The following is a 13,783-nucleotide window of genomic DNA, read 5'->3' as shown; positions in this document are numbered from 1 at the left end:
AACAAATTAAATAACATAATCACCCCTCATGGAGATTGAAGAAAAATAAAAGAAATGGTAAAATAAAACAAGCGGTGAGAATATGAAAAAGAAAAAGGTTTATTCCAGTGATTTAAAGCTGCAAATTATTAAAGAATATTTTAACAGTGAAAAGCCTTTAAAAGATTTCTCTGATGAGTATTCTATACCAATTAACACTCTTTCTCAATGGGTTCAAAAGTACAAAAAGTCTAATTATGATGACTCTGTGTTTAATACCAAAAAAGGAAGAACTAAGTCTATGATTTCTGATTACTCAAAGATTCCTCCAATCATTTATGAATCAGCTGGAATAAGTAGGCCTGATGATTCCAACAATTCTAATGATTCTGCTTATCTTAAAAAGAAACTCAATTATTATGAAAAGATACTTCTTGAAAAAGAATTACATTTAAGAATATTGCAAGATGAAGTAGAACTTTTAAAAAAAATATGAACCACAAGTGAATCATACAAGGCTAAAGCTAAACAAAAAAGATTCGTAGGATTCTCTTATACTATCAATGGTCAAATTGTTGAGGATGAACGTATTAAAAAGATTATAATTTCAATTTATTCTAATAACAATCCAAACGATCCAACTTTTTACTTTAAATCTCTTGGAGATAAGAAGTTATCCGTTGCCTTTAAGAACCAATTTGGAATAATTGTTAATCACAAAAAGATTTACAGATTAAGAAAAGAACTAGGCTTTGTTAGACCATGCAGGAACCATTTCAAACATCCAAAGAAAAGACCAAGTAATCATGAAATAGATGCTCCCAATAGATTCTGGGAAGGAGATATTAAATTTATTCCTACAACGAAAGATGGCTTTGTTCCCATACTGGATATTATCGATGCTTTTGATAAGACGATAGTTTCTTCACAGATTGGATACAAGAACAATCCTAATTCACAAGCGTTCATTGAATCACACCATTCAAGCCTTGAAAGAGAGTTTGTTCAACTGAATTCTTTTGAAAATATTGAAGAGGTATTTCAAGCTTACAACGCATATATGTTCTTTTATCATAACTTAAGACCACATGGTTCTTTGAATTATATGACACCTAGTGAATTTAGTAGAATGTTTTCTGATGATAATAATTGTTTTAATTCCAAAACCATTTTTATGAAAAAGTAAGATTTCTTTATTTATTCTCCAATAACTGGGGGTGAGGCCGAATATTACATTTAATATCGAAATATTATTTACACTGCTTTTGGTAATTTTACTGTTTTTTATATATAATGGATTTGCATTGTTATCGTATTTTAAATTTGAAAATTACAGTAAAATTATCTCTGCATTAGTAGTTTTAAGTACAATGATTATATTGATTTTTACAGGCTCATATGTTCCTATATTTTTGACTTTGAATATATTAGTAATGTTATCATCGTTAACATTATATACAAATATTGATAATAAACATTTTCTTCCGTAAAGTCTATTTTAAAATATACAAATCCAATTATTTTATTTGTACTGCTTACATAGTCGCCACTTGACTTCATAATGTCACAAAGATTATATCATGAAAACAATTAGTGCAAATGGCCAGATGTGATGCCTTATGTAAAAGTAGTTGTGTAATAGATGTCGATGGGAGGATGCGTTTTTAATGCGTTAACTATTGAAAGATTGCACGCCTCGTTTTGGAAAAAACCTTACGCTTGCATACCTGCATACCTTGGAAATATAATCTAAAAGCATAGGTATAACATTGACGGATGGAGGTTTTATTTCTTAACTTTTATTTTGAAATATGCTAAAAAAAGAATGAGCTTTTTTATTTAGGAAATATATTGCAAGAAGGGAGCCTTATAAAGGTAAGTGATTTGATGATTTTTCTCAAAAACGTTGAAAAAAAGTTTGGAAAAACAAAGGTTTTAGAGAACATCTCATTCAACATACAAGAAGGGGATGTTATTGCTTATGTTGGGCCAAATGGAGCTGGAAAAACGACAACTATAAAACTTATACTCGGACTTCTGAAACCTTCTGCTGGTGAAGTAAAAGTTTTCAGTGAAAATCCTTATTCAAGTTTGAACGCTCGAAAGAAGATCGATTTTGTATTGGATCATCCAGGGGTAGATGACGATCTAACAGCTTATGAAAATCTTAAATTCTATTCAATGTTATATCATGCAAAAGTTAATAATATAGACAACATTCTTAAAAAGGTTGAGCTTTACGGAGTTAGAAATAAACTTGTTAAAACATTTTCAAGGGGTATGAAGCAAAGGTTAACTATTGCACGCTTATTCCTAAGAGAGCCAAAAGCCATAATAATGGATGAACCAACAAGTGGGTTAGATGTCGATGGAAAACTTCTGGTAAGGGACCTTATCAAAGAGCTTACTTTAACTAAAATCCCGATGTTGATAAGTTCTCATGACCTATACGAGCTTCAGCAAATATGTAATAAGGTTATTCTTATTTTCAATGGAAAGATTGTGAAAATGGATTCAATAGAAAATATTTTAAAAAGTGGGAGTGAAGATTACCAGATAATTATAAACGATGAAGCACCAAATTCATTATTAACATCCTTAGAGATGTATGGTTTTACTTCTTATGACTCTAAAGAAAAAAGGATTTTCATAAGACTTATGGCAGGGAAGATATCTGAAGTTATAAATGTTATTTCTAAAGAAAATATAGAAATAAAAAGTATAGACAAAGTACAAACATCTCTTGAAGATGTTTATAGAAAGGAGAAAAAAAGAGATGTTTAAAGCTATATTTTGGCGTGAATTTAAACGTTATATTAGAAAATTTAAACAGACTCCTAATTTAAATAAGATCTTTCGTGTTATTTATATAGTTATTTTTTTTCTCTTTTCTATATTATTGAGCTTATTAGATGATTCAAACCCGTGGAATGGATTATTCTTTTTTCTAATCAGTTCTACTCTATTTGTAGCAAGTTCTGCAACTAATTTCAAAGAAGATTGGAAAAGAGAAATGTTTGATTACATTTTAGCTATGCCAATAAGTCCTAATGGTTATGTATTATCAGTTAGTCTTTTCGGAGCTTTAATGTCAACTTTTTTTGTTATTCCAACTTCATTAGTACTTGCTTTAATCATGTTGTTTATTTTTAAAGGATCTTTTACTCTAATTGTTTTTTTCTACATTTTATTAATACCATTTGTGCTAGGTTTCCTCATTGCTTTGAGTAATTCTACTTACCTACTTTTCTCATTAAAAGTTCAATGGGTCTACGGGATTATCTATTCAATATTCTTTTTTCTGTCTATTATCATACTTCCTTTTTTACAGCTTATCAGACAAATACACATTTCGTGGATTCATTTTACTTCGGTTTCCATTTTAATTTTTTTTATGATAGACATCCTAATTGTAGTGTTTTTGGATAAAGAAAAAGCAGTGATTAAACAATGAAATATATTTTTTGGTTAGAGATTAAATCATTAAATAAACCACTTTGGTTTGTTGTTATAACAATTTCTATTGCTATATATATATTACTTTTCATCTCAAAATATGTCGGTTTGCCTTTTTTAAATTATCTTCCCATACTTTTAATTGTAACAGTACCCTTGTTTATTCAATCAGATAGATTTAGAAGAATAGATAAATCAAAAGGGTTAATAGACTATTTTTTAGTTATTTCAAGTGCAAGGGCAATTTTGTTGATCAGAGGATTAACGGGGGGATTAATTGGAACGATTATTCTTCTTCTTTCACTACCGGCGATAATCATAATAGGAGGATGGAGTTATCTTTTATTTGCCATTGCCGCTGTCGTATGGACGACTGCCTATATTTTAGTTGAAGGTTATAGTATCTGGTATAGATCTGATAAATTTTCTTCTATCTTCACTGTTGCTATCATGTTTGGAGTAATAATTGCAATAAACTTTCCTCAATTAGATTTTTTAGTTTTCACTGTTTTATTCATTAGTTTTGTAATTTCAGGAATATTATCCTTATTTTATGCAGAAAAGGATAAGGAGAAGATTTTGAGTTAAAACAAGGTGTATTTTCAATGTGAGCAAATTATCATTAGATATTTATGGTAGTAGTTCAAAATCCGAAAGAGTGTTTTTATTTAAAAAAGGAAAAGTATAAGAAAAAATAAGGTATTTGAGCGCAAAAGAAACATCCCGCAGGAGAGATAACAAAAATTGAAACGGAAGGAGATGAATAAAATGACTATGATGCCATTTTATTATTTTTCTCTTAGAGCGGCAGATAAGGTAATAGTATTAAAAGAAGGAGAGATAGTAGGAGAAGGAACACACAACGAATTAATAGAAAGTTCTCCTGTTTACAAAGAGATCATCGAAAGTCAGTTGGTGGTGTGAAAAGAAGATTATAAAAAATTAGTGCTTAAACATATCTTGAAATTAATTCAATTATTTTCAAGATATTTTTCTATACAAATAACAAATTGTTCTAAGTCTTTCAAGTCTTCTTTTACTATATCATACAGTTCTTTTTCAGAAATATTATGATACAAATGAACCAGTCTATTTCTGTACCCTGCCATTTGAATTAATTTCTGACTTAAATGTTCGCTTACTATGCCTTTTTCTCCAAGACCTTTAGCAATTGCTTTATATTCGCCAGCCATATCGATGTTACCAGTTTTAGCCAATATATGTCTACCAATATCGAAGATACATTCTAAAGACCTTCTCAAAAAACTTTCTACTGCTGCCGGGTTCCTACTATCACTGAGAAATTCTTCTTTTGAAAACTGAGATAGCATTTCTAACTGAGATAGATATTTATTAATGAGCAATAGGCGATCTCTAACAAGGCCTTTATTTATCATTCTAAATTTCATTCCTTTCAAGAATTATTTATTATTATTTTTCTAATGCTTCTTTTCTGTATAGATCCAAAACGTATTTAAAATCTGCAGCTCGTCTTAATATTACCATTTCATATTCATCTTTAAAATTTTCTGATACATAATATGCGCATATTCCTTTTAAAGCTTCAACTTGAAATACAGCATGAGTTTCTTGCAAAAAAACAAGGTCTAACTTGTATGGCTTAAAAATCTCTTCAAAATCATTATATACAGCAGAATATAATTTGTACACATGTTTAACTTTTTCCAATTCAAATAGAAAAACTACTCCTACATCTATATCAGTAAGAGGATCATCTATTTTGACATCATCTGAATCGCTACTTAATAATTTAAAGGCTTTATCTTTTTGTGAGCCAAAAAGATAAACCAAGCCAATTTTATATTTTTTACAAAGAGATTCTAACAATTCATATTTATTAATATTCATATTTTCACCTGCCGTATTTTTTCCATATATATTTTAACATAAATTAGTCAGCAAAAATTAAGACCTATTTTTCAAATCATCTCGAAATTAATTTTTCTTTTGCGCTCAAGCAAACGCTTTCAAAGTTTCAACAATCTTCTCTCTTTCTTCACCTTCAAAAATATAGAAAGAAGTTGCAGATAATCTTCTTTTTAAAGTGTATTTCTTCACAAATACATTAATTTCTTTTGGTACTTTTGGTCTTAATTCTTTTGGTATATTTCTTATTTCATAATACCTTCCATAGTTCATTATGAACTTTTCTATTATCTCTTTTTGATTTGAATCAAGTTTTATATATTTTTCAATGAACTCTTGTAAGTATGTTTTATTTAAATCTTTCATGAATCTTTTTACAAGGATTTTCCTTGCTGAATAGTAAGGATGTTCTTTGAAGGTTATATCTTTGTTTGTGAATGTTTTTGATTTTAGTCTTTGGTTATTTATTAGTAATGAATCAACACCTATCTTTAGAGTTTTTTCAAATATTGAGTTTATTAACTCTCTTGTGTAATAACCACATCTTTCTTTTATTAAACTTTCACTTTCTATCTCTTTAATCACCTTTTCTAATTTAACCTCTTGCCTGTGATAATGAACAAGATACGAAGTAAAAAATTCAGAAAGTTGGTTTTCTACCCTTAACTGCATAAATTTGTAAAAGTTTTCTTCAAACTTTTTGTCTATATCTTTCTTTTTTAGTTCTTTTACTATTGGAATAGCAAGAGAGGTGTTTATTTCAAACTCGAGGTTGTTTATTATGTTTCTCAATGTATTCGGCTTTATTTGCTTTGTTTTTCCAGATAAGAAATCATTCAACGTTCTTTTTGAGATATTTAGTTCTTTAATGGGAACTTGCCCATTTTCTATTTCTTGCTTTAGAAAGTCTCTTAAAGTCTTTGTGTTTAAGTAATAACGGTTATCTAAGTTAAAAACACAGTATTTTAGCTGATTGATACTTTTTCCACATTGCTTTTTTAAAATGTTGTATCTTTCTTTATCGACCTTTGATAAATACTTTGAGAAAATATAAGCTGTTTCATACATCATTGGATCGTTGCTTTCTTTTTGCACTTGAAAGATAGTATCAAGTGAATTGAAAACATTGAAGTTATCATTGTCAAAGTAATAACCAAGGTAAAATCCTAATCCTAAGCTAAGGTTTAAAGCTATACTTTTATCTACATCTTTTAACCACCAACTTATATTGTTTAAAGCTTGTACTATTCCAGATGGATGAGGAACATCTTTCAATATCTTAAATGCTTCAATATTTAACTGAGTCGCTTCTTCATATCTTCCTTCATTCTTTTTCTCTCTTGCATCAGCCATGAGGATAAACCCTTTATCAACAGGATTGTTTTCGTATTCTTCGCTCCAATGTCTAACCTTTTCTATACTTTCATTGGATTCATAATACAATTCTCGTATGTTTCTTAAAGATTCTACAACAACTCCTCTAAGATACCTTGGAAGTTTAGAGAACCCGTTTCTTAACTCATAGAAAGTTTCTTTAATTTCTTTCTCCTTTGAAAGTTTAACCAATACATCCATCTTTTCCACTAAAAGCAAATAATCAATGCTTCTTTTTTTAGATAACGTTATTGCCTTTTCTATCTTTTCAAGTGCCTCTTCATATTTTGCAGCCCATTTTAATTTTAATACATCAATGTAATTAATAACTTCTTCATGTTGTTTTGTTGATTCATTTTTCAAATACTCACCCATATAATTTAAAAACGGTTTTGAAAACTGACCAAAGTTGAGTATTTCTACAATATTTTTTAGATTCATCCCTAATTCCCCCAACCGATATATAATCTTTTAGTTACTGAATCAGTACCTAAAAGTTACTTAGGATTGCTTTTCCTATAATGTTAACGTCTTATAGAAACAACGTATTTTTTATTACAAAGATTATTATATCATAACCTTTATTATTCTTGACATAAAGCAAAAATAGGAGAAGATGAAATGTAAAAAACGAGAAGTTGTAACATTTATTTTTAAAAATTCAAAAATAACAATCCTTTGTTTATGCATATTCTAGAAGTTGACAGAACACTTGAAAACCATATAGAAAAGAGTATGATAAATAGTGAAAGGGTGTTTATCTTAAATTATGTGGGGGGGTCAAAAATGAAAAAGGTGCTTGTTATAGTAATTATGATGATGCTGTTTTCATTCGGAACAATTACTTTTGGAGGAGATGATAAGGATACGGTTAAAACAAATATGTTAGAAACTGGAGCTACGATGAATATTATTGAAGAAAGCTGGTAAATGTGTATTTTAAACTTTTAAAGAGGATTAAAAAGATGTGGAATGTTTGGAACGCAGGAGAAAATTATTGAATGGAGAATAAGAATTAAGGTTATTAGCCGGCAAATAAAAATCCTGCAGGAAAGTAAAATCTAAAAAAAGAGGAGGTGAAGAAAAGTGAAATACATAAGTGATAAGATTTTTGATCCTGAAGACCTAAGTAAATTAGCATCAATAACTGATCCAAATCCTCAAACTGTGAAAGATCATTGCTGCTAAAAATTATATTGATGTATTCCTCTGCAGGTGAATGCTTGCCTGCAGAGGATGATTCGAAGTCAAAATTTTATACATAATATAGTTTAATTCTTTTGGTTCTCTCACGAATAGAGTGGGTAATTAAGCTGGAGTTAAATTAAGTTTACCCAAAGCGATAAAGATAGTTATTTTTAAATTCTTTGATGTTTTAAATCCAAAAGCTCTTTTAGTAAAACCTCTTAGTTTAGAGTTCATGCCTTCTATTTTGCCGTTAGTTATATTTGTTTTTATGTGTAATAAGATACCGTCTATATGATTGAGAATAGTATTAGCTGCTTTAATCATTTCTGGTATATGTGTATCTCATTTAACTGTTGAGTTATCTTTACTATTTCCCATGGGTCATTTACATTGAGTATCTGTTCAAAGAATTTTGGTAGTTCATTTCTCATCCACTATCACCTCATTGTTTTTGATTTTGTTCTTTAGAAGATGATACCAGATTTTTTACATTTTAGTCATGCTTTATTTTTTCTACCCACTGTTTTTGGAAGAGAACCTTTCTTTTTTAAATGTAAATAATTGATTTATTATAGTAGGTCCTTAGTTAAGTAGTGGGTTAGAACAATTTAAATAAGAACAAAAATCATAAATCTGGCATCATCTAAGCAAATAATTAAAAAAAGAACCTGATAAGCAAGTAAATTACTTAGGGGCATATAAAAAAATTAAAAACTTAAAGAGGACAGTTTGAAGAAAAAAATATATAAAATTTTAAATAATAAAGATGTTTTATCAAGAAATAATAAGTTTTGAAATATATCACAGAAAATAAAAAGCGAGAAAGAGAGGTTATCATAATGGAATTAAAGAAATCAAATTATAATGTTTTTTTTAAAATAAATGAAGAAAAATTTTTAGCATACAATCTTATGTCCAAAGCACTAGCAGAATTTTGTTCAGAAGATTTTGAAAAAATAAATCAAATATTAGAAAAACCAAATATAAAATATGCATCTTCATATGAAAAACTAAAAGATGATCTATTAAAAGGCAAGTTTTTAATAAAAGAAAGATTGAGTGAAACAAAAATTCTAGAGACATTATATTTAAACGAAAAATTCAATTCAAGGAAATTATCTTTAACTATTATTCCTAATTTTGCATGTAATTTTGATTGTCCTTATTGTTACCAAAATCAATTAAAAGCTTCATCTTATTATGATTTGGAAAATGCTAAAATGAATCAAAGAGAAAAAGATGCAATAGTAGATTATATAGATAAGGCAACAATTAAAAAGGAAGAACTATCAGTAACATGGTATGGAGGAGAGCCACTTTTATCCATATCAGATATAGTCAATATGAGCCTGGATATTAAAAAAATATGTGAAAAAAATGACTGTAAATATTTTTCTTTTATTATAACAAACGGCTATTTATTAAACATGGAAACAAGTAAAAGACTTAAAAATTCAGGAATTAAATATTTTATTGTAACTTTTGAGGGGCCTCCAGAAATTCATGATAAACGTAGAGTAACAAAAGATGGCTCTCCTACTTTTGATACTATTTTTCAAAATATCAAAGATTCTTTGAACATATTTGATAAAATTTTTATTAGGATTAACTTGGACACTGAAAATATTAACTTTCTTGGGGATTTCATAAATCTATTAATATCAAAAGGATTGGATAGTAACAAAGTTTATTTAATTTTTGCTCCTACACAAATTACTTCTGCATGCAATATGGAAGGCTCACAATTAGATTATTCAATCTTCTATAATTTATTAATTGAAGAGATTGATCATATTTTAAAAACACATATAAATATTTTTGTAGGGGATAAATCACAAACATTTGGGTGTTCCGCTACTAAAAATAATAATTTTGTTATTTCCCCAGAAGGAAATATCTATAAATGTGTTACATTTGCTGGGGACACTGCTTTTAGAGATGGTTATTTAGATACTAATAACGCAGAAATAAAGTTAAATTATAATACTATAGCGTGGACTTCTTGGTCTCCTTTTAAAGATGAAAAATGCTCAAATTGTTATTTACTTCCATTTTGTTATGGAGGATGCCCATATAACAGCATTTTAAAAGAATTAAGACGAGAAGACAAATATATGAGGCCAGCAGTTAATGTAAATTGCAAGGGAAATGTATTAAAAGAGCTAGAATTTTTTATAATGCAAAAATACAGAAATTATATGAGAAAATATAATGTATAAAAATAAAAATGAAGTTATAATAACTGGTGCCGGGGTGGTAAGTCCTGTTGGAATTGGAATAAAGTCGTTTTTAAAAAGCTTAAAAAGCGGGGAAAGTGGAATTAGTGAAGTAAGCTTATTCGATATCACTGATTTTCCTATTAAAGTTTCTGGTGAGATAAAGAACGAATCATACAATGAAATGATACCTTTAAAGCAAAGGAGAAACATGGACAGATCCACTAAATTTGCTATATGTTCAGTTTTCGAAGCACTGAATGAAGCAAATTTAAATATAAATTCTAACAACGAAAGAAGAATTGCTATTATTGTTTCAACCGTTCTTGGTGGGATTCCAGAAGCATTACATTATTATGACAGATTTAAAACTTATGGTATTAAACGTGCTAATCCATATTTTACAATTTTTACTACTGATATAGCAGCGTCTCATATTGCAGTTAACTTTGAAATAAAGGGACCTGCATTTAGTGTATCATGTGGATGCTCTTCGGGAGCTGCTGCTTTATCAATTGCTTTTGATTTAATAAATTCTGAAAGTATTGATGCAGTCATAGTTTGTGGAACAGAAACCCCCATAAATAAGGCTGTGATTGCTCCTTTATATATGTCTAAAGTTTTATCAACGGATTTTGAGGAACCACAATTAATAAGCAGACCATTTGATATAAAACACAATGGATTCGTTATTTCGGAAGGAGCAGGAACCATAATATTAGAATCAAAGAGAAGTTTTCTCACGCATAGTTGTAATCCCTATGCTTATTTATTAGGGTATGGATGCTCTACCGATACATTTAGTGTTAATTATTCTTCTAAAACACCTCAAGAAATGATAAATAGTATGAATATGGCACTAAAGAATTCAAAGGTAAAACCTCATGAAGTTGATTATATTAACGCCTATGCTAATAGCTGCAGTCATTCGGATAATTTAGAGGCAAATGCAATAAGTTCTATCTTTGATAACAAAAATTGTCATTTATTAGTCAATTCTACAAAATCATTGATTGGTCATTCTTTGGGAGCGTCTTCTATTATTGAAACAATAGCCACCTTATTAGAACTTAAACATGATTTTATTCATCCTAATCTAAATTATAATAATCCTGATCCAAATGGAAATATAAACAAATTTATTGCGAAGAATACAATTCAAAAAAATATAAATATAGCTCTTAAAAATTCCTTTTCATTTGGTAACAGGAACTATTCACTTGTTTTTAAGAAATTTAATTAATATCAATGTAGTATTCCAATAGGTATTTCCTATAAAGGTTTAGATCTTTCGACAAACAGAATAGCGATTCTCAACCCAATTATAAAGTAACAAGCGATTTTAGAGTAAATATTGAGAATAATTCATGCGTTTTGTTAGTTGTTTAACTATAACTGCCACGTATTCATTGAAATCTTCTTTAATCATATATAAAAAGGAGAATTGAATGATTAGATTATCTAACATAACAAAAATATATTCAACAGGCTTTTTAAATAAAAAAAATTTAACAGCGGTTGACAATCTTAATTTAGAAATAGAAGAAGAAGAAATATTTACATTGCTCGGACCAAATGGTGCAGGGAAAACAACTACCATAAAAATGATTTGTGGACTTATCAAACCAACTTCTGGGAAAATCTACATTAATGGAAACAAATTTAATAAAAATAGCAAAAAATTAATTGGAGCCGTATTAGAAGGAAGCAGAAACGTTTACTGGAATTTATCAGTTTTAGAAAACTTATTTTATTTTGCGAGAATACATAATTGTTATGATGAATCAACACCTAAATATGCTCAAAATTTACTTAAACAATTTGATCTATACGAAAAAAAGAGTACTCCAGTTGGAAAGTTATCAAGAGGTATGCAACAAAAAGTAGCATTATGTTGTGCATTAATAAAAAATCCTTCAATTCTTCTAATAGATGAACCTACTCTTGGGCTTGACGTTGCATCAAGTAAAAAGATAAAAGAAATGATAATAAATTTCAGCAAAAAAGAAGGTAAAACAATCTTGCTGACGACTCATGACATGAAACTATCCTCAGAAGTCTCAGATAGGATTGGAATTATTAACAAAGGTAGACTGATAAGAATCGGTAAACTTGAAGAATTCAAAAAAGATTTTCAAAGATCTGTGTACAAAATTCATTGTGAAGGTAGCTACGAAACAGATTTCATATTATCGCTTCAAAAAAAATTCCCGAATATAAATATAAAAACGGAAAACCAAGATACATTCTTAATTCAAGTGCATATGTCGGAATTTTCAAATTTGTATGAAATTCTCAATTTTTTGAAGAATAACCACATTGTATTTTCTTCTATAGAAAAAGAGCAACCTGACCTTGAGGATATCTTCTTAAAATTGACTGGAGGAATGTGATTATGAAAGGATTTTTGAATCTTTTGTATGCAGACCTTTTTAAGACCTTTTCTTATACTAAAAGATACATTATATCAACTTCTTCAGATGTACTGTCTTTTTATGCAATATTTCTTGTTATGTATTTAGGAATTAGCTCAACTGCTTCAGGTTTTACTACTGAAGAATTCAACAATATGATTTCAGGCCAAGTTGTAGGTTTTATAGTATTTTATTTTTCATCCATGTTTTTAACCGTGCCAGATCATCAACTTTACAATGAAATACTTCAAGGCACAATGGAACAAATAATTCTAACACCACATAATTTGATAACTATAATATTTTCAAAAACTTTTTCGCTTTTTGTTAGAGATGTTTTGGCAGCAATACCGCTCTTTCTTCTTTTGTTATTAACAACAAGGGTTAAAATTACAATGAACTTATCTATGATATTAATATTTTTTCTCGTTTTAGCAGGGGTATTTGGACTCTCACTGATACTTGGTGGATTAATGTTGGTTTTTAAAAGGTTAGGTTCTTTACCATTTATATTTCAAATATTATTTTTGGGAATTGGGTTCAGTACTATAGAAAACCTGCCTGAAGTATTATCAAACATATTTTTAAGTCTTCCTTTTACAAAAGGAGTTTCAATGATTAAAGGAATAGCTTCCACTACAATTTCGTTTTCTTTTTTAAGCATGGATTTTTATTTTTTAATACTTAACACGTTGTTATATCTTGTGATTGGCATTTTTACCTTATGGCTCTGTGAAAAGATAGCGAAAAACAGAGGTCTTTTAGGAGCATATTGAAATTGTATTTTCACTTTAAATGCAGCGACAGTGAATTCAAAGATTAAAAAAAGAAAAGAGGAATAAAATGTCAGGTTCTAAGGGGAGTTTAAATCTTTTAACTAAGAATAGAAATTTTTTACTTTTATTCGTTGGAAGACTTGTTTCAAGTGCAGGAACAGCAATTTTTACTATCTCTATTCTTTGGTCTGCTGCAACTGAGATAGGCGGAGTTGCAGCAGTTAGCGCTATTTTATCTACGGTAGCAGTTGTCAATATAATTTTTTCTCCATTTGCAGGAGTCTGGGCCGATAGGTGGAAGAAGAGGAACATTCTTGTCATAACATATATAACATGTGGCGTGATCCTCTTGTTGTTAGGTTCCTTTTTTGGCACTTATTTATTCCAAATATGGGTGTTAATTTTGGCAATTTTTGGATTACAGATCTGCGGTAGCTTGTTTGGTCCTGCTTTACTCTCTTTGATACCCGTTATTGCTGATGACAGAGATCTT

16 protein-coding genes and 2 pseudogenes are annotated in these 13,783 nt (G+C 29.0%); 13 read left to right on the top strand and 5 right to left on the bottom strand.

From position 1 onward, the window contains the following. Positions 1–82 precede the first annotated feature (82 nt). Both X926_RS04930 and X926_RS10415 read left to right on the top strand, forming a co-directional pair. On the top strand, positions 83–475 hold the full coding sequence (locus X926_RS04930) for a transposase (RefSeq protein ID WP_103065258.1): 393 nt from the start codon (positions 83–85) through the stop codon (positions 473–475). 63 nt (positions 476–538) lie between these two features. After that, positions 539–742, top strand: a pseudogene (locus X926_RS10415) (IS3 family transposase); the annotation flags it as partial. 41 nt (positions 743–783) lie between these two features. Here the strand turns inward: X926_RS10415 and X926_RS10145 are convergent. Further along, positions 784–948, bottom strand: a complete 165-nt coding sequence (locus tag X926_RS10145; protein WP_158245199.1) for a hypothetical protein — start codon at positions 946–948, stop codon at positions 784–786. Between X926_RS10145 and X926_RS10410 the strand changes: the two genes are divergently transcribed. From X926_RS10410 to X926_RS04905, 5 genes are all read left to right on the top strand, one after another. After that, positions 872–1,165, top strand: coding sequence for an integrase core domain-containing protein (locus X926_RS10410; protein ID WP_369973678.1), 294 nt, complete (start codon positions 872–874; stop codon positions 1,163–1,165). The genes X926_RS10145 and X926_RS10410 overlap by 77 nt on opposite strands. Positions 1,166–1,866: 701 nt before the next feature. Further along, the gene (locus X926_RS04920; protein ID WP_123821364.1) at positions 1,867–2,763 is read left to right on the top strand and encodes an ABC transporter ATP-binding protein; all 897 of its coding nucleotides are present in this window, start codon (positions 1,867–1,869) and stop codon (positions 2,761–2,763) included. Beyond that, positions 2,756–3,433, top strand: a complete 678-nt coding sequence (locus X926_RS04915) for a hypothetical protein (RefSeq protein WP_103065255.1) — start codon at positions 2,756–2,758, stop codon at positions 3,431–3,433. Before X926_RS04920 ends, X926_RS04915 begins: the two co-directional genes overlap by 8 nt. After that, entirely contained in the window at positions 3,430–4,023 is a 594-nt protein-coding gene (locus X926_RS04910; protein ID WP_103065254.1) for a hypothetical protein, read from the top strand. Before X926_RS04915 ends, X926_RS04910 begins: the two co-directional genes overlap by 4 nt. A 156-nt stretch (positions 4,024–4,179) precedes the next feature. Then, entirely contained in the window at positions 4,180–4,359 is a 180-nt protein-coding gene (locus X926_RS04905) for a hypothetical protein (protein ID WP_199171179.1), read from the top strand. Positions 4,360–4,406: 47 nt separating this feature from the next. Here X926_RS04905 and X926_RS04900 read toward each other — a convergent pair whose 3' ends face one another. The 3 genes from X926_RS04900 to X926_RS04890 form a co-directional block, all read right to left on the bottom strand. Next, entirely contained in the window at positions 4,407–4,832 is a 426-nt protein-coding gene (locus tag X926_RS04900) for a DUF86 domain-containing protein (RefSeq protein ID WP_103065253.1), read from the bottom strand. Positions 4,833–4,866: 34 nt separating this feature from the next. Further along, positions 4,867–5,304 (bottom strand): nucleotidyltransferase domain-containing protein, encoded by a 438-nt coding sequence (locus X926_RS04895; RefSeq protein WP_103065252.1) that lies wholly within the window; start codon positions 5,302–5,304, stop codon positions 4,867–4,869. Positions 5,305–5,409: 105 nt separating this feature from the next. Continuing rightward, entirely contained in the window at positions 5,410–7,137 is a 1,728-nt protein-coding gene (locus X926_RS04890) for a hypothetical protein (protein WP_103065251.1), read from the bottom strand. A 345-nt stretch (positions 7,138–7,482) separates the two neighbouring features. Here X926_RS04890 and X926_RS10140 point away from each other — a divergent pair, with 345 nt between their 5' ends. After that, on the top strand, positions 7,483–7,626 hold the full coding sequence (locus X926_RS10140; RefSeq protein ID WP_158245198.1) for a hypothetical protein: 144 nt from the start codon (positions 7,483–7,485) through the stop codon (positions 7,624–7,626). A 378-nt stretch (positions 7,627–8,004) separates the two neighbouring features. Here X926_RS10140 and X926_RS04885 read toward each other — a convergent pair whose 3' ends face one another. Next, positions 8,005–8,208, bottom strand: a complete 204-nt coding sequence (locus X926_RS04885) for a transposase (RefSeq protein ID WP_103065250.1) — start codon at positions 8,206–8,208, stop codon at positions 8,005–8,007. 515 nt (positions 8,209–8,723) lie between these two features. On the opposite strand from X926_RS04885, the gene X926_RS04880 reads away from it, so the two are divergent. The 5 genes and pseudogenes from X926_RS04880 to X926_RS04860 all read left to right on the top strand — a co-directional run. Then, complete coding sequence (locus X926_RS04880) at positions 8,724–10,103, top strand: radical SAM protein (RefSeq protein ID WP_103065249.1); 1,380 nt, start codon at positions 8,724–8,726, stop codon at positions 10,101–10,103. Then, positions 10,096–11,343: a beta-ketoacyl synthase gene (locus tag X926_RS04875; RefSeq protein ID WP_103065248.1), complete on the top strand. Its 1,248-nt coding sequence runs from the start codon at positions 10,096–10,098 to the stop codon at positions 11,341–11,343. The genes X926_RS04880 and X926_RS04875 overlap by 8 nt, the downstream gene beginning before the upstream one ends. 205 nt (positions 11,344–11,548) lie before the next feature. Then, complete coding sequence (locus tag X926_RS04870; RefSeq protein WP_103065247.1) at positions 11,549–12,493, top strand: ABC transporter ATP-binding protein; 945 nt, start codon at positions 11,549–11,551, stop codon at positions 12,491–12,493. 2 nt (positions 12,494–12,495) lie between these two features. Continuing rightward, the gene (locus tag X926_RS04865) at positions 12,496–13,290 is read left to right on the top strand and encodes a hypothetical protein (protein WP_103065246.1); all 795 of its coding nucleotides are present in this window, start codon (positions 12,496–12,498) and stop codon (positions 13,288–13,290) included. Positions 13,291–13,357: 67 nt separating this feature from the next. Next, a pseudogene (locus X926_RS04860) lies at positions 13,358–13,783 on the top strand (MFS transporter); the annotation flags it as partial.

It is taken from the genome of Petrotoga sp. HWHPT.55.6.3 (genome assembly GCF_002895495.1).
Lineage (GTDB): Bacteria > Thermotogota > Thermotogae > Petrotogales > Petrotogaceae > Petrotoga > Petrotoga mobilis.
This window is presented reverse-complemented; position numbering and strand designations above follow the sequence as displayed.